The 16,236-nt window shown below is 66.8% G+C and carries 19 protein-coding genes; 9 read left to right on the top strand and 10 right to left on the bottom strand.

Annotation, left to right across the window (positions count from 1 at the left end; genetic code table 11):
• Positions 1-177 precede the first annotated feature (177 nt).
• Positions 178-657, top strand: a complete 480-nt coding sequence (locus HF877_RS19785; RefSeq protein ID WP_169622963.1) for a hypothetical protein — start codon at positions 178-180, stop codon at positions 655-657.
• 49 nt (positions 658-706) lie between these two features.
• On the opposite strand, the gene HF877_RS19790 is transcribed toward HF877_RS19785, so the two are convergent.
• Entirely contained in the window at positions 707-1,219 is a 513-nt protein-coding gene (locus HF877_RS19790) for a MarR family transcriptional regulator (protein WP_169622914.1), read from the bottom strand.
• Positions 1,220-1,288: 69 nt separating this feature from the next.
• On the opposite strand from HF877_RS19790, the gene HF877_RS19795 reads away from it, so the two are divergent.
• A complete protein-coding gene (locus HF877_RS19795; protein ID WP_169622915.1) occupies positions 1,289-2,698 on the top strand; it encodes an FUSC family protein in 1,410 nt (469 codons plus the stop codon).
• Here the strand turns inward: HF877_RS19795 and HF877_RS19800 are convergent, their stop codons facing one another.
• Positions 2,699-3,094, bottom strand: coding sequence for an Lsr2 family protein (locus HF877_RS19800; protein ID WP_169622916.1), 396 nt, complete (start codon positions 3,092-3,094; stop codon positions 2,699-2,701).
• A gap of 38 nt (positions 3,095-3,132) precedes the next feature.
• A complete protein-coding gene (locus HF877_RS19805; RefSeq protein WP_169622917.1) occupies positions 3,133-4,209 on the bottom strand; it encodes a nucleoside hydrolase in 1,077 nt (358 codons plus the stop codon).
• A gap of 88 nt (positions 4,210-4,297) precedes the next feature.
• Between HF877_RS19805 and HF877_RS19810 the strand changes: the two genes are divergently transcribed.
• Positions 4,298-5,098 carry an acyl-CoA thioesterase domain-containing protein gene (locus HF877_RS19810; RefSeq protein ID WP_169622918.1) on the top strand — a complete coding sequence of 267 codons (801 nt, stop codon included), beginning with the start codon at positions 4,298-4,300 and terminating at the stop codon, positions 5,096-5,098.
• A gap of 150 nt (positions 5,099-5,248) precedes the next feature.
• A complete protein-coding gene (locus HF877_RS19815; protein ID WP_169622919.1) occupies positions 5,249-6,100 on the top strand; it encodes a DUF5995 family protein in 852 nt (283 codons plus the stop codon).
• Positions 6,101-6,134: 34 nt separating this feature from the next.
• Here the strand turns inward: HF877_RS19815 and HF877_RS19820 are convergent, their stop codons facing one another.
• Positions 6,135-6,875: a M50 family metallopeptidase gene (locus tag HF877_RS19820; RefSeq protein WP_169622920.1), complete on the bottom strand. Its 741-nt coding sequence runs from the start codon at positions 6,873-6,875 to the stop codon at positions 6,135-6,137.
• A gap of 117 nt (positions 6,876-6,992) precedes the next feature.
• On the opposite strand from HF877_RS19820, the gene HF877_RS19825 reads away from it, so the two are divergent.
• Positions 6,993-7,685: an AzlC family ABC transporter permease gene (locus HF877_RS19825; RefSeq protein WP_169622921.1), complete on the top strand. Its 693-nt coding sequence runs from the start codon at positions 6,993-6,995 to the stop codon at positions 7,683-7,685.
• Positions 7,678-8,007, top strand: a complete 330-nt coding sequence (locus HF877_RS19830) for an AzlD domain-containing protein (protein ID WP_169622922.1) — start codon at positions 7,678-7,680, stop codon at positions 8,005-8,007. The genes HF877_RS19825 and HF877_RS19830 overlap by 8 nt, the downstream gene beginning before the upstream one ends.
• Here the strand turns inward: HF877_RS19830 and HF877_RS19835 are convergent.
• Both HF877_RS19835 and aztD read right to left on the bottom strand, forming a co-directional pair.
• Complete coding sequence (locus HF877_RS19835) at positions 7,977-9,224, bottom strand: glycosyltransferase 87 family protein (RefSeq protein WP_169622923.1); 1,248 nt, start codon at positions 9,222-9,224, stop codon at positions 7,977-7,979. The genes HF877_RS19830 and HF877_RS19835 overlap by 31 nt on opposite strands.
• Positions 9,225-9,434: 210 nt before the next feature.
• Positions 9,435-10,664, bottom strand: a complete 1,230-nt coding sequence (gene aztD, locus HF877_RS19840; RefSeq protein ID WP_169622924.1) for a zinc metallochaperone AztD — start codon at positions 10,662-10,664, stop codon at positions 9,435-9,437.
• Positions 10,665-10,790: 126 nt separating this feature from the next.
• Between aztD and HF877_RS19845 the strand changes: the two genes are divergently transcribed.
• Positions 10,791-11,978 carry an AAA family ATPase gene (locus HF877_RS19845; protein WP_169622925.1) on the top strand — a complete coding sequence of 396 codons (1,188 nt, stop codon included), beginning with the start codon at positions 10,791-10,793 and terminating at the stop codon, positions 11,976-11,978.
• Positions 11,979-12,008: 30 nt separating this feature from the next.
• On the opposite strand, the gene HF877_RS19850 is transcribed toward HF877_RS19845, so the two are convergent.
• The 3 genes from HF877_RS19850 to HF877_RS19860 form a co-directional block, all read right to left on the bottom strand.
• Positions 12,009-12,686 carry a nitroreductase gene (locus tag HF877_RS19850; protein ID WP_169622926.1) on the bottom strand — a complete coding sequence of 226 codons (678 nt, stop codon included), beginning with the start codon at positions 12,684-12,686 and terminating at the stop codon, positions 12,009-12,011.
• A 77-nt stretch (positions 12,687-12,763) separates the two neighbouring features.
• Entirely contained in the window at positions 12,764-13,345 is a 582-nt protein-coding gene (locus tag HF877_RS19855; RefSeq protein ID WP_169622927.1) for a heme-binding protein, read from the bottom strand.
• A 159-nt stretch (positions 13,346-13,504) separates the two neighbouring features.
• Entirely contained in the window at positions 13,505-14,512 is a 1,008-nt protein-coding gene (locus tag HF877_RS19860; protein ID WP_169622928.1) for an NAD(P)H-dependent glycerol-3-phosphate dehydrogenase, read from the bottom strand.
• Positions 14,513-14,668: 156 nt separating this feature from the next.
• On the opposite strand from HF877_RS19860, the gene HF877_RS19865 reads away from it, so the two are divergent.
• On the top strand, positions 14,669-15,118 hold the full coding sequence (locus HF877_RS19865) for a helix-turn-helix transcriptional regulator (RefSeq protein WP_169622929.1): 450 nt from the start codon (positions 14,669-14,671) through the stop codon (positions 15,116-15,118).
• A 5-nt stretch (positions 15,119-15,123) separates the two neighbouring features.
• Entirely contained in the window at positions 15,124-15,534 is a 411-nt protein-coding gene (locus HF877_RS19870) for a VOC family protein (RefSeq protein ID WP_206037408.1), read from the top strand.
• Positions 15,535-15,635: 101 nt separating this feature from the next.
• Here HF877_RS19870 and HF877_RS19875 read toward each other — a convergent pair whose 3' ends face one another.
• Complete coding sequence (locus tag HF877_RS19875; protein WP_169622931.1) at positions 15,636-16,235, bottom strand: TetR-like C-terminal domain-containing protein; 600 nt, start codon at positions 16,233-16,235, stop codon at positions 15,636-15,638.
• Position 16,236 lies beyond the last annotated feature (1 nt).

Raw genomic sequence — 16,236 nt, forward strand, 5'->3', positions numbered from 1 at the left:
ACAGGGGAAGAAAGTCATACCGAACCCGGCGACCGTGGCCCCGCGGCGCGGGACTACGAAGAAGGTAACGGGGGGCGGCCCGTTCGCAGAAGGGTCGGTGGCATCGTGAAAACTGATGCGGCAGGATTCGCCGCCCCGACCCCCGGCGGACCTGCGACCGAAAGCGAGCGAAGTACTGTGTGGCCCGATCATTGGCCGAAGACGACCCAGCGGATCGCGTCCGCGACCGATGCGGCTCTCGTTGCTGCGCGCGCCGGAGCGAGCGAGGACTTCGGCGATGCACTCGACGATCTGGTCGGGCTGCCGTACGAGACGGTCACCGCGGTCCATGCCGGGATGATGCGGGAGTTGTTCGAAGAACTTCATCCCGACGGCCTGACGGGTGAGGACGTGCAGACCGTTCTCACGCGAGCCGTACGCGACGGTGTGCGATGGCTTCCGTCGATGCAGCCCGACGCGGTGGTCGCGGTGATCACCGGCGCTCTGGGGGTGCAGGACGTCGAGGCGACGGATCCTCGTATCGCGCCGGAGCAGTACCTCACCGCCGGGCTGTTGGTACTGACCGATCTGCTCGCCGCGCGGAAGGCGGCCCCCGGTCCCTGCCTGCGCCGGGCGATCGCGGAGATCGAACGGTCGGAAACGATGGAGATGCCCTGATCTCGCAGCGCCGGATGGGATCACGGCGTGCCGGCGATGCGGCTGCCGATCAGGAGAACGTCTGATCTTCGACGTTGCGTGCGATGCGCCGCAGCAGGCCCGTCAGTACCTCGAGTTCGTCCTCACTCAGCCCGTCCAGCATGAGCCGCTCGCTCTGCACCCGCCGCGGTAGTTCCGACTCGACCAGGGCACGGCCGGTATCGGTGAGGGACAACAGCACGACGCGTCCGTCCCGCTCGAGGCGAAGCCGTTCCACGAGTCCGAGTTTCGCGAGTCGCTCGGTGTGCTTGGTGGTGGACGCACCGGAAATGCCGGTGACCGAGGTGACTTCGCTGGCACGCAGCGGATGGGGGCTTCGCGCAAGTGCGCTGAGCACCTCGAATTCGGTGCGTCCGATGCCGCGCGGTTCGAGTTCCCGTTCGAGTCGGGTGAGGGCGAGTGCACCGATGCGCGTGATGCGGCCGATCACGTCGAGGGGTCGGAGATCGAGGTCGGGGTAGAGGTCTTCCCATGCGCGACGGGCGCGGTCGACGTAGTCGGGGCGGTCGGAAGACGAGGGCATATGCGCATTCTAACGGCCGGAGCGAATCGCTTCGTAGATAATTTATCCCCAAAGTATTATCGTGGGGGAATGCTGCGTTCCTCCTCCGACACGCGTGACAGTCGCGTGCAGCACTCGGTACGCGCGCTGGCCCATTCCGTCTCGCCGTCCGCTTGGCACGACGTGGTCGAAATGCGCCGCGCAGACCCGACTGTCGCGATCGCGATACGCGTCGGTCTCGCGACGCTCATCGCGCTCGTCGGTGGTGGATTGCTCGGATACAGCGAGGTCGCAGGTTTTGCGGCGCTCGGGTCGCTGTGCTGTGCCTTCCTGCGTCACGAGCCGTACCCGCGGATGGCGGGAAAGCTCGCGTGTATCGGAGCGTGTGTCGTCGCATACACGTTCGCCGGTGCGGTGCTCGGCGCGCTCGGACTCTCGATATGGCTCCAGATCGCGGTGCTGTCGGTGGCGGCAGGACTGGCCTATCTATTCCTGTCCGCATTCAGGATGACGGGCCCGGGACCCGTCATCCTGATCTTCGCCGCCGCCGGCGCGGCAGGTTTCGCCCACACCGGTTCCGACGTGCGGATCGCCACCGCCGCGGCCGCGATGGGCGCACTGGTCGGCTGGATCGTCGCGCTGCTCCCGGCGCTCTGGAATCCACACGGGCCGGCGCGCGTCGCCGTCGCGCGTGCCCTCGCGGCGACCGCTGCTCTCGAGACCGAGGGTGAAGCAGCCGTGTCCGCCGCCCGCGCGGCGGCCGCGCGGGCGCGGGAAGTGATCGCGCTCGGCAGCCGCAGGGATTCACACACCGCCGAACTGCTGGCACTCGTGGGCGCCGCGGAAGCAGTGATCGACAGCGGGCCACACGACACCTTCGCGGGACGCCGCGCCGACTTCGTCCGATTCGAGGCGGAACTGCGGAAGACGCGCCCCACCATCGATATTCCTCGCGAGAACATCTCGGCCGTGCCGGACCTCGAGCGCCCCCGGGGTTTCGTCCGTGAGGGAGCGCTGCTCCTGCGAGACCGGGCGCTGTTCATCGGCGCGTGCCGCGTCCTGGCCGCTTCGGCACTCGCGGGAGGCTTCGCGGCGGTCGTCGGGTTGGAGCATCCGCTGTGGGCGACGATGGGCGCGATGGCCGCCCTGCAGGGCGTCAATTACCGGCACACCGTCGCCCGTGCGATTCAACGTCTGCTCGGCAACGTCGTCGGGGCTCTCATCGCGGCGGCGGTGCTGGTACTCGATCTCGGTTATTGGCCGGTCGTAGCGGTCATCGTGCTGCTCCAGACGATCACCGAGTTGTTCGTCACCCGCAATTACGCCGTCGCAAGCATCTTCGTCACCGCAATGGCGCTGTTACTCACCGGAATCGGCGAACCACTCGGTGCCGATATCGCGCTCAGTCGAGTCGGGGACACCCTCATCGGCGTGGTGGTGGGTGTAGTCGTCGCCGCGGTGACCATCCACCGCGACGATCGACATCACCTGACTTCCTGATCAGGAGTGCGCTGCCTCGAACCGCTCGCGGATGTGCGACGGAATGCGGCCCCGCGAACTGACGTCGAACCCTTCGTTGCGGGCCCAGTGCCGGATCGCCGCCAGTTGTTCCGGGGAGCGGGTGGACGGAATGGTCTTGCGCTTGCGGGCCGCCCGTGGCCGGGACGGCTTGATCACCCGTTCCGTGACATCGGCGCGCGCGGCCGGTGTGCGTGCGCCGGGGGGCTTCTTCAGCCACGGACGTAGAACGGCCCAGAACTTGTCCGCGTTGGCCGGCCGGAGGTCGATTTCGTACTCCACGTCGTCCACGGAGATCCGAAACGATTGCGCCAGACCATCGGCGATGGGTTGACCGTCGATGTCGTCGAAATACTCGACGCGCACTTTCTGCGCCACGCAATTCTCCTTGTCCCCGAAATGTTGCAAACGCGACGCTAGTTGTTACTCCCGGGTACGTACAACTCGCGCACATAAAGTGCGACTCGTTCGACGAGATGAGTGAAGAAATATTCGGGTTCCGTACCGACCACGATGTCGGCATCGGGTTCTCGTCCCCAGATTCCCGACCAGTCGGCGACCGTCGTGCCCCGAGTGATCCGCCCGTCGAGTTCGACATCGACGGTGGCGGGTCGTGTCACGAAGGGGACGGTGCCGAGTGCCACCGCCGCGGCGAACGGATCGTGCACGTGGGCGAGGTATCCCAGGTTCTGGTCTCGATGGAACTCCATGTAGAACCGCAACGCATCGGACAGGTGGCGTACGACAGGAACAGACGCCCGTGATCGCCGGCCGCGGGGATCGTCCGGCGACAAGTCTTCTCCGGGAACACTTCCCGCGAGCTCTGCGATCCGGGCGATGTGCGCGGGATGCATCTCGATCGACTCGGTCGTATCCAACGGGCAGAGCAGCGGACGCCGCTCGGGGGCGAGTCCCGCGAAGGCATCGAACACGACTTTCGCGGCCTCGGGATCGACCGCGACGTTCCACTCCGAAGTCGGCGTGGTGTTGCCCGGGTGATTGAAGCAACCTCCCATCACGACCAGTCGGCGGAGCCGGGTGAGAACACCGGGGTCGAGTCGCACAGCGAGAGCGAGGTTCGTCAGCGGTCCGGTGACGAGTCCGGTCAGTTCCCCGGGCCGCTCGCGCGTGAGTTCGACCCAGGCTTCGGCAGCGGAGCGTGCCGAGGGGTCGCGCGTCGGCGCAGGCAGTTCCGCGTAACCGACACCGCGGGGGCCGTGCGTATCCTCGGTCGTCATCAACGGTGCGACGAGGGGCACCGCCGATCCCACCGCGACTTCGATATCCGGGCGGCCGCACACCTCCAGCCACGCAAGGGTATTCGTCGCCACCTGGTGCACCGGGACATTTCCCGCGGTGCACAGGACTGCGGCGATCTCCGCCTCCGGGCTCGCCAGCAGGTACAGCAGGGCGAGGGCGTCGTCGATGCCGGTGTCGACATCGACGAGCAGTGGGATCGGTGCCCGGGCCGTATCTACCTCGTGTGCGCGCACGCGCTCATCTTCGCCCACCGCTTTCGGTGCCACCTCCGGGGGCGTCCCCGGTGAACGGGCTCACACCTGTACTTGCGAGAATCCGGGAATGCCCCAACGCCCGGAACGTGGATTCTTCACCGAAGCCGACGGTATCTACACGCCGACGAAATATGCGGCCAGTCCGTGGTCGGACACCATGCTCAACGGGCCGTGTGTGAGCGGGCTGATCGCCCGGGAACTCGAGAATGCGCACGCGCCGGACGGATTCGTGCCGGCGCGCTTCACTCTCGATCTGTTCGCACCGGTCCGCAACGAGCCGATCACCTTCACCACGACCCGGGTGCGGGACGGGAACCGGATTCGGGTCGCCGACGCAAGCCTGATCCAGGGCGGGAAGGTGTCCGCACGGGCAACGGTCGTGTACCTGCGGCGGTCGGAGCAGCCTCCGGGATCGGTCTGGACCCGCGACGAGCATCCGGAGCCACCCCGGGAAGTACTCGATTCCCCTCCGGCCACGGACACCTACTCGTGGTACAGCAGTGACGGACGGTGGTCGAGGGGGCGGTCGGAACACCAGAATGCGGATCGCAAACGCCTGTGGTCGAGGCAGCTTCCGGTGATCGTCGGTGAAGAACAGTCGCCCTTCGTCAACACCGCGATGGTGGGTGAGGGAACGAGTTTCGTGACCAACTGGGGCGACAAGGGTGTGGGATTCATCAACGCCGACGTGACGCTGGCGTTGTCGCGCCTCCCCGAAGGCCTCGAAGTGGGTGTGGAGGCGGACAATCACATCGGCACCGACGGGGTCGCGGTGGGCACGGCCGTACTGTTCGACAGGCTCGGTCCGTTCGGGACCGGGGTGGTCACCGCGCTGGCCAATGCGCACCGGCAGGTCGACTTCGGCTGACCCGCTCAGCTCCGTCCGGTTCGGCGTCCGTCCCCATGATCGGGATTCCTGCCGGGCCCGTTCGGGCCGGGCGCGTTCCTCGGATCGGTGATCCGAGGACGAATGGCCGCGTTTGTCCGAAACAGGTGGACCGGGCTAGCCTTGATCCTCATGAAAAAACCGGCTGGCTTCATGGTCTCTGCGTTCACCGCTGTCACGATGGCCGTAGGTCTCCTCGTCGGTACGGCCACGTCCACTGCCCAGGCGCGCCCCGCTTCCGCCTGCGCGCCCCGCGTGGACGCCGCGGTCATGGCGGAAATAGCGGACATATCGGCAGCCGAGAACAACCGGACCCTGCAGGACGCTCGCGACAACGTCACCGAGATCGCCGAGCTGTGGGGTGACGCGGGAGACCCGCGCGGCGGATTCGCGGTCGTCTACAAGGAGATCCTCGACACCACCGTCCCCTCGATCGAGCGCGGCGACTACGACGATTCGCAATGGGCCGAGGACCTCGCCGTGGACTTCGTGCAGCGCTATCTGGCAGGCGTGCACGCGCATGCGACGGGCGCGCCGGTGCCCGCGCCGTGGGAGCTCTACTACCGGACCGCGACGGACTGCGAGCACTCCGGCGGTCGTGTGGCCACCAGCGGGATGAGCGCGCATCTGCTGCTCGACCTGCCCGCCGCGCTCGCCGCGGTCGATACCCCGGCTGAGCGGTGGGACGACTTCAACCGGTACGGCGAGGTCCTCGGCACGGCGACGCCGAACATCATCCGCGAGATCGAGGCCGACTACGGAACCGATCTCAGCGAACTCTTCTCGGTGTCGATCGTGGGCGACGTCATCGGGAGTGAGCGTGCCGCTGGAATCTTCTTCCAGACGGTGCGTGCGGTGGCATGGGCCAGCAGCCGGGCACTGATGTCCCCGGCCACGGAGGGCGCGGGCGAGGCCGCGATGTGGGCCGAGTGGCACGCCTCGGAGGTCGTTCTCGACACCGCGGAAGCCATCGGGATCTTCTGACCGGCCGAGCGCCGGCAGTGCGACCGCGGGGCGGTCACCCGAGGTGGGTCACCACGACCCGCACCGTCCCGTACACGGCGGTCCCCGCCGTGACGAGCGCGAAGATCGCGATCCAGATCCCGGCCGGTATCCGGGTGAGCCCCCGCAACTGATCGGCGTCCGAGCCGCGCCCGCGACCCTGCCGGTGGGTGCGTGCCAGTTCCAGAACCGGACGCGTCGCGCCGAGGAGCAGAATCCAGGTGATCAGATACGCGGCTGCGTAGCGGACCACGGGATCACCGAAGTAGGCGGCCGCACCGACCAGGGCGCCAGCGAGAACCACCGAGATGAGCCCGTAGAGGTTGCGGATCAGCAGCAGCAGGACCGCGAGCGCTGCGAGGATCGACCACAGCACCGCGGCGGGACGATCGAGGGTCAGCAGCGTCGCGGCCGCGAAGCCCAGGACGGCGGGGCCGGTGTACCCGGCGAAGGTCGTCGCGATCATTCCGGGTCCGCGGGGGTTTCCGGAGGACACCATCACACCGGAGGTGTCGCTGTGCAGCCGGATCCCGGAGAGTTTCCGCCCGACGAGAGCGGCGACGAGCGCGTGGGAGCCCTCGTGCGCCTGCGTGATGACATGCCGGGTCTTGAGCCACAGCGGCCGCACCCACACCAGCGCAAGGGCGATGACCGCGGTACCGACCACCAGCCATGACGGAGCCGGCTCATCGACCGTGGAGACGGCCTGCCACGCGGACTGCACCGCATTCGTGAAGGAATCGAGGGTGGACGCCACCGGTCACCTTTCCGTGTCGGGCCGCCGAGTGCGGCCCCGTCGAACTGTCGGGGAGGACGGACGCGTCATCGTACGGTGCGCGCGGAGGGCAATGCGCCCGTCGATAACCTGGGAGCCATGCTCAACCCTCGCACCACGCAGATCCGTGCGGGTATCGCCGATTCGTGGGCCGTCGGCCTCGGCCTCGTCCCCCTCGGACTCGCGTTCGGCGTGGTGCTCACGCAGGGCGGGTTCGAGTGGTGGTGGGCGCCGGTCTTCTCCACCGTGATCTACGCGGGGTCGATGGAGTTCCTCGCGATCGGTCTGATCGGCGCCGTGACGCCCCTTGCGTCGATCGCCGCCGCGACGCTGCTGGTCAATTTCCGTCATGTCTTCTACGGACTGTCGTTTCCGCTGCACCGGATCCGCAGTCGTATCGGACGGCTCTACGGCGTCTACGCGCTCACCGACGAGTCGTACGCGATCGTCGCGCCCAAGGCACGCGACGACCTGTCCGGCACCCGGATCCTCACCGTGCAAGTGGTGTGCCAGATCGTGTGGGTCGCGTCGGGCACGGTCGGTGCGCTGATCGGAGCGGTGCTGCCCGCCGGACTGGAGGGTCTCGAGTTCGCCCTCACCGCGTTGTTCGCGGTGCTCGCGATCGATGCGTTCCGTGCGAACCGCGACGTGCCCGCGCCCGTGATCGCGCTGGTGTGCGGTCTCGTGGCGATGCTGGTCGCGAAAGAGCAGATGCTGGTGATCGGCCTGACGCTGTTCGTCGCGGCGCTGTTCGTCCGGTTCGTCTACCGGAATGCGACGACCCGTGCCTGACTCGGTGCCGGGTGCCGGATACGTATTCACCGCGTTGTTGGTGATGTTCGCGGTGACCGTGGCGCTGCGCGCGGCGCCTTTCGTGGCGTTGTCCGCTTTGCGGGACTCGGCCTTCGTCGGCTTTCTCGGCCGCACGATGCCCGCGGGGGTCATGGTGATCCTGGTGATGTACACACTGCGTGACGTGGGGCAGACGACGTGGCTGCCCGCGACCGTCGGCCTGGCGGGAACCGTCGCGGTGCACGTGTGGCGCCGCAACGCCGCTCTCAGCACGGTGGTGGGGACAGGTCTCTATCTGGTCGCGTCCACCGTGTGGGGCTGAGCCTCCTGCTGCGGCGCCGGTACGTCTTCGGACACGTCGGATTCTTCGGCCAGTGCCGGGCGGCGGCTGCGCGCCGCGATCACCGCGGCGACGAACACCGCGATGGCTGCGAGGCACTGCGACGTGCCGAGTACTTCGAGAAGGAGTTGTTCCACCCATCCTCGCGACGCCGCGTCGCGCAGCAGGTGGTTGGGCCCGGCGAGGAAGACCAGGGTGGCGGGGAGCAGGACGGGCCACCAGGAGCGATACCGGGGTGCGACGAGAAGCGGCACGAGGAACAGCGCGTACACCCAGTGATGGGTGACCGCGATGGGGGCAGCGAGCAGCGACGCGAGGCCGACGAGCGCGAGCGCCACCACGGGTTCGTCCGCGCGGAGGAAGCGGTAGGCGGCCCACGCGGTGGCGGTCACGATCAGCGCGGCGCCGGCCAGCCACAGGGCTTTGCTGAGGCCCTCGGACAAGTCGAATCGCGCGATGAGGCCGGTCAGTGCCTGATTCCGGAAGAATCCGGGGTCGCCCGCACGATCGGTCGCGAAGAATTCCTCGGTCCAGAAGAAGACGGTCGACTCGGGCCGCAGCCAGTAGCCGAACGCGACGGTCGCGATGAACGCGCCGAACGCGCGCGCTACCGACGGCAGATCCCGGCGCAGCAACAGGAGCAGGCCGAATGCTGCCGGAGTGACCTTGATCGCGGCGGCCAGGGCGATACCCACACCGCGGAAGCGCTTGGGGATGACCCCGAGGACGTCGGCGACGACGAGCGCCATCAGCACGATGTTGATTTGGCCGAACGCGAAGTTCGAGCGGAACGGTTCGAGGAAGAGGACGACACCGAGCGTGGCCGACGCGATCAGGCCGGCGTGACCGATGTCCAGGCGACGGTAGATCACCTGCAGCATCCACCACACGAGTGCGATGAGTCCGGCCGTCCACACCACCTGCAGCACGGCGCTGCTCACCAGAGCCATCGGAGCGAAGAGGAAGGCCGCGAACGGTGGGTAGATGAACCGGAACCCGGAATGACTGAAGAAGCCCTCGGTGTAGAGCGGTGTGTGGTGGAGGAAAGCCCAGCCGGCGTCGCGGAATACGTCGAGGTCCATGAGGTATTCGGTGGTCGCGTCACGCATATAGCCCCACACCGCCAGGACCGAGACCACGAGACCCACCGCGATCAACGCGGATTGCACAGGTCGGGAGCGGACTTCGGTCAACAGCACGGGCGGGTACCTCCGGGTCGGAAACAGATGTGGCTACGTTACACAATCGTTGTAATTTCCGTGGAGGGACGAGAAGCATGGTCCCGCAGCCGCTTTGGCATACCCTGTTCGCCGGCTTCTAAATGTGATCTCTCTCACGACTGAGACGTCCGGAGAATATTCAGCTTTCTAGAAATAACGCTAGATAGGCGAATATTCTCCGGACGTGGGTCACGTCCCGCTGATCTCGTTCGGCGTGTGTGGAAGGGAACCGGTGCGAATGTCGCCGGAAACGAGGTCCACCGCGTGGAGCGAGTCGGTCGCGGGATCGGTGACGAACGCGGTGCGTCCGCTCACCGAGAGCGCCGGTCGCGGCGTCTGCCAGTCCTCGGGTTCGGTCCACTGTGCGAGGACGTCCATGCGGCGGATCGTCTCCCCCGATTCCGGATCGAGCACGTGGAGGGCTCCGTCGGTGCCCAGTACGACCGCTTCACCGTCGGGGCCGCGGCCGAGCGAGCGGAAGGTGTAACTCGTGCCCAGGTCCACCAGCCGGATCTCGGCGGTACGGGTGTCTACGAGCGCAACGGTTTCGGGCCGTTCGAGGTCTGCATCCGGATCGGTCTTGTAGTCGCCCAGTACGACGGGGGAGGCCGGAGATCCGGCCTGGTTGCCGATACGGCCGTAGTCGTCAGGGCTCGTGGCTTTGGTAAAAGTGCCGTTACGGTAGATCATCATGCCGTCCTGGCACCCGAAGACGATGGTCTCGCCCTCCGCTACGGCTTCGCCGTGTACGCCGGGGCATTCTTCGATGCGGGCAATCTCGCGCCTGCTCGAATCGAGAAGTGCTATGCCCGTGCGAGAATCACTGTCTCCGAGCGTGACGAGAAGCGATCCGTCCGCGAGTGCGACCGCGACCCCGTGGTGTGCGTGTGGGGCGGTGTAGGACTCGGAGTCGGTAACGCCTTCTGTAGCAGCGAGACCGGAAGGATCGATCAACTCGGCCCGTCCGGTGGCGTCGTCGAACAGTGCTGTCGTACCCCCGTGGGCGACAACGTGTCCCGGTTTCCCGGCGGGGAAGACCGTCTCGGTGAGCGCGGCAGGGCCGGAGTAGTGGTGGCGGTGGTCGCCGTGGCGCTCCGACCAACTGCCGGTATCGAGCGCCCGGAACCCGCCCTCCGTGGAGATCATGACGTGGCGGCCGTCGCCTGCGGGGGCGAGCCGGGTGAATCCGCCGAGCGGGACGTCGTCCACCACGGTCAAGTTCGTTTCGTCGACGATCAGGACCCCGCCGTCGTAGGTGAGCGCGAGACGCGGTTCGGCGGCGGAGACCTCGGCCGGGGCCTGCTCGGGTCCGCTGCCGGGCTCCTGCGCAGGAGCGGGGGCAGGCGCCGAGCATCCGGCGGCCAGTGCGGCGGAGAGCGCGACCGTGAGCGCGATTCCGCGCGGAGAGGGAGTTTTCATGGGTACAGAAATATCCCGTAATGAAAATGGATGTCAAAGTCGGTTATGCGTACATCTGCATTCGGCTCTCTACGACACGCGCTAGAGCAACCCAGAAACAGCTGCGCAGCTCGTTACCATCGACCGATGGATCCGGTCCGCAACCCGTACGCCCCCGGCGCGGGGCAGCGCCCGCCCGAACTCGCCGGCCGAGAGAAGCAACTCGCGGCGTTCGACGTCGTTCTCGAGCGCATCTCCCGCGGCCGGCCCGAACGCAGCGTCGTGCTCACCGGTCTGCGCGGTGTCGGGAAAACCGTTCTGCTCAATCACCTGCGCTCCGCTGCCATAGCCAAGAGCTGGGGTACGGGCAAGATCGAGGCGCGCCCGGACCAGGGTTTGCGACGCCCGCTGTCGTCTGCCCTGCACATGGCGGTGCGTGAGATCGCGGCCGCACATCCGGATCCCGAATCCGTCGACCACTTCCTCGGTGTACTCAAATCTTTCGCTTTGCGCGCCACAGCGGACAAAGGGATGCGCGAACGCTGGCAGCCCGGAATCGACGCACCGGCGGTGAAAGGTCGCGCCGATTCCGGTGACATCGAGATCGACCTGGTCGAACTGCTCGTGGACGCCGCCGGCCTCGCTCGGGACGTCGGGGTGGGAATCGCCTTGTTCATCGACGAGATGCAAGACCTCGGTCCGGACGACGTGTCGGCGATCTGCGGTGCGTGCCACGAATTGAGTCAGGACACCGCTCCGCTGATCGTCGTGGGAGCCGGACTGCCGCACCTGCCGGCCGTGTTGTCCGCGTCCAAGTCGTACTCCGAACGATTGTTCACCTACCACCGGATCGGCCGCCTCGACCGGGATGCCGCCGATCACGCACTCATTGCGCCCGCCCAGCGAGAAGACGTCGAATTCACCAGGGACGCACTGGATCTGTTGTACGAAACGGCAGACGGTTATCCGTATTTCGTCCAGGCATACGGGAAAGCCACCTGGGATCTGGCCGCGGACAGCCCGATCACCGCAGCGGACGTACGGGTCGCGGCCCCCACCGCGGAAGAAGAACTGGCCGTAGGGTTTTTCGGTTCGCGGTACGAGCGGGCCACTCCGGCCGAGCGTGAATACATGCGAGCCATGGCGGACCTGTCGGGCGACGACGGACCCATCGCAACGTCCAAGATCGCCGCCGAACTCGGCCGCAAGCCGGCCTCACTGTCTCCCGCGCGCGACGGATTGATCAAGAAAGGCCTGATCTATTCCGCCGAAAGAGGTTTCATCGGTTTCACGGTGCCGCACTTCGGACGGTATCTCCGCAGTCAAACCGACTGAGCCGGACCCGGACCGCGACACCTCCTCGGGCTATTCGTCCACCCACTCGACAGTCGCCTCGAGGGTGGCGCGATCGGTGCGGCAGGTATTGGCCGGGTGTGCTTCGTCGGCGTACCCGAACGACACCGCGCACACGATGTCGCGGTCGTCGCCGATGCCCAATTCGCGATGCAATGCTGTCGATGCCATCGGCACCGCGGCTTGCGGTACCGCAGCAATCCCGAGCGACTCCGCCGCGAGAAGCAGGTTCGACACGTAACCACCGCAATCGACGGCGCCGTACACACCGAGCGCCTTGTCGGTGCTGACGACGGCGACGTGTGGCGCCCCGAAGAACAGGAAGTTCTCGAGCATCTGCTCGCCGCGTCGCGCGTAATCGTCGCGCGCGATCCCCAGCGCGTTGTAGAGCGCATACCCGGCGTTGCGCCGGCGCTCGGCGTACTCCCCGCGATACTCGGCGGGACCCGGGATGTCCGGATCCATGGCTCCCGACGCGGCCTGCGTGTACACCGCGTCCCGCAACCGATCGGTCGCGGTGCCGCTGGTGAGGTGGACGCGCCAGGGTTGCGAGTTGCACCACGATGCCGTCCGCTGAGCCATCCCGAGCATCCGCTCGATGTCGTCGCGCGGGACCTGCTTGGACAGAAAGGCGCGGCAGCTGTAGCGGGAGTCGAGAAGGTTCGACAACACGTCGGCAGAACTCGTCATTCGATCACCTTCGCATACCGGCCGGGCCGCGGTACCCGACGGTATCTTCCGCCTCGCGCGGATCGGCCTCTCGTGGATCAGCGAGCAGCGACCGGGACCGCCACCTCGTTGCGACGCCGAAACGGAACCGTCCAGGGCGGGTCGTAGAACCATGCCACCGGTGGGCCGGTAGCGAGCCACTCCGTCGCCTCCAGCGTTCTCAGCAACTCGGCGGTGCGCTCCGCCACCGCGGCGCGGCTGCGGTCGCCGCTGAACTGCAGCACCGCCATCGTCTCGTCGTGGATCTCGACGAGTTCCACGGACCGGTCCTCGGGGTCGGGCAGGTCCTCCATGGCCCACTTCGCCGGCATGAAGAACCGGATGACCGACGAGTCGTCCGAGGCTCCGGCCTGGGATACGGGCGCGGTCATCGCGATCGTCGACTTGCCTCTGTTCGAGCCGAAGATGTAGCCGGCCAGACGCCGGAATCCCACGTCGCGGGCACGTTCCTCGTCGCCGTGCACCGTGGTCTCGGCAGCGATACGACGGCCGTACCTGCGGACTTCGAGCCCGTGAGTCGTCGCATGGACTTCGTACCGCGGTTCCTCGGTGCCGGTGCGGATCCCGACCGCCGAGCCGACGCCCTTCGCCGCGCCGGTCACCATGTTCACCACTCGCATATCGGTCTCCCGTCGGAGTGTTCCGCCTCAGACCTCCACGGTAGGCGCGGTGGTCATCCCGGTGGGCCGTTCATCTCGACGAGAAACTTGCGGCGCCCGGTCGTCTCGGCGGGTGTACCGCTTTCTAGTGCAATTCCGAGACTGCCGGATAATCGCCGATCAGACGACATCCTCCTCGTCGCCGGGTGTGACCCGGCGCAGACCGCGATACGCGTCCGCGGGACTGCGGTGCCCTCCGACCACGGCCGCTACCTCTGCCGCGATGGGCATCTGGATTCCGGCCTCGCGAGCCAACTCCATGACGGTGGGCGCCGTCTTCACTCCCTCGGCGACCTGCCCGAGTTCGGCGACCGCCTCATCGACGCTGAGCCCGCGCGCCAGCGCTTCGCCGAGCCTCCGGTTGCGGGAGGCCGGACTGGTACACGTGGCGATCAGATCCCCCATACCGGTGAGGCCGGCGAACGTCCGGGCGTTGGCGCCCATCGCTTCCCCGAGGCGCGTCATCTCGGCGAGACCGCGCGACAGGACCATCGCGCGCGTGTTGTCACCGACGCGCAGTCCCTCCGCCATGCCCGCGGCGATGGCGACGATGTTCTTGAGGATTCCGCCGAGTTCGCAGCCGAGGACGTCGGTGTTGCGATAGACCCGGAACAGCGTGGATGCGAACAGGGGCTGGAGAGCCGTGCCGACGGAGTCGTCCTGCATCGCCACGACCGAGGCGGCAGCCTTGCCGTCCGCAATTTCGCTCGCGATGTTCGGACCGGAAAGCAACCCGACGGGATGGCCGGGGAGGCACGCGCTGATCACCTGCGTGGGCCGCAACCGCGTCCCGGGTTCCAGCCCTTTCGCAAGAGAAACGATCGGTACCCACGCTCGGAGTTCGTGGACGAGCGGCTCGAGTGTCGAGCGCACAGCGTACGACGGCACCCCGACGACGAGCACGTCCGCTTCGTGGGCGGCCTCGTCGATGTCCGCGGTGGCACGCAGGGTGTCCGGAAGTTTCCGGTCGCCCAGGTAGCGGCGGTTGCGGTGATCGACGTTGATCTCGTCGGCGGTTTCCTTGTTCCGCGACCACAAGAGCGTCGGCGTGTTCTTCGCGGCGAGACCGGCGACGGTCGTGCCCCACGAACCCGAGCCGAGAACGACTACGCGAACCGGACGTGCCATCGGTGAATTCCTCTCGTCCAGATACGGGCGTACCGGTCAGACTGTCATGCCGTGGCGCCTCTCGGTTGTTGTTCCCGGACGCAGACGAGACGAACCACCTCGACGCGATTTTTCCGGCCGTGGTCCCGACGGTGCGAGGCGTGGCAGGATATCCCCGTGACCGGGAAACCCGACACAGCACAGCGTCTGCGCGACCTCGCGCTGTTGCGGCGGGTTCGTGATCGGATCGACCGCGAATACGCACAGCCTCTGGACGTCGAGGCCTTGGCCCGCGGGGTGAATATCTCGGCCGGGCACCTCAGCAGGCAATTCCGGATCGCCTACGGTGAATCGCCGTACTCGTATCTCATGACCCGTCGTATCGAGCGCGCGATGGCTCTGCTCCGTCGTGGCGATCGCACCGTCACCGAGGTCTGTTTCGAGGTGGGCTTTTCTTCTCTGGGGACCTTCAGTACGCGCTTCACCGAATTGGTCGGTGTCCCTCCGAGCACATACCGGCGGGAGGCGGCACTCGCGACGGACGGCATGCCGTCGTGCGTGGCCAAACAGGTCACACGACCGATCAGAAATCGAGAAGCATCGGTGGCCGCATCCGACTTACGGTGATCGTCATGGACATCAACATTCATCACACCTTCCTTCCCCACTCGGACCCGGACGCTTCGCTGGCGTTCTATCGCGACACTCTCGGCTTCGAGGCTCGTAACGACGTCGGCTACGGCGGGATGCGGTGGATCACGGTCGGCTCCGCCGACGGCACCGGTCCCTCCGTCGTCCTGTACCCGCCCACCGCCGACCCCGGAATCACCGAAGACGAGGGCCGCACCATCGCCGAGATGATGGCGAAAGGAACCTTCGCCTCGATCATCTTGTCCACCGCAGATCTCGACGGGACCTTCGCGCGTCTGCAGGACGGCGACACGGAGATCGTGCAAGAGCCGATGGACCAGCCGTACGGGGTTCGTGACTGTGCCCTCCGCGACCCCGCCGGCAACATGGTTCGCATCCAGGAATCGAGCTGACACGCCGGCAATCCCGGTGGCAAGGTCGTCGAACCCGAACTCCGCGCAGCGTACGGCAGTAAGGATGCGGACTTGATTCGCTGATACGCCGAGTGGTTCCGTCACGCGGGGGGCCAGCGGCCGGTGATCATCTCGGTCATCTCGTTCACCCAGGTGTCGTCGAGGGCGGCGTCCCGGCGGATCAAGATACGGAAAATCGCGGTCCCCGCGACCACCTCCACGAGCATGGGTAATTGGTCGTCGTCGCGACGCTCCTGACCGAAGCGAGACTCGAATGCGGTCAGATTCCCGGCCAATCGCGCGATCATCATGTTGTGCAATTCCGGGTCGGCAACGGTGTCGGCGATCAGACCCGGCAATGCCGATCGCACCTCGGGGCGGTCGAAGATGACCCGGATCGTCTCGACCAGAACCCTGATTTCGTTGCGGATATCTCCCGAATCGTCCGGCATGGTAATCGTTTCGGCAGAAAGCACTGCCTCGTGGACAAGTTGCGCCTTGCCCGACCATCGCCGGTAGATGGCAGCGGTGGTGGTCCCGGCGCGCGCGGCGATCGCCGACAACGACAACGCGGAATAGCCCGTCTCGAGAATCAATTCGCGGGTGGCGGCAATGATCGAGGCATCAATCCTGCTGTCGCGCGGCCGTCCCGGCGACGGCTGCGCAGACCTCTTGCCATCCTTTGGGCTTTCTGCTGTCATG

The sequence above is a fragment of the Rhodococcus sp. BL-253-APC-6A1W genome, assembly GCF_012843405.1.
Taxonomy (GTDB): Bacteria; Actinomycetota; Actinomycetes; order Mycobacteriales; family Mycobacteriaceae; genus Rhodococcus.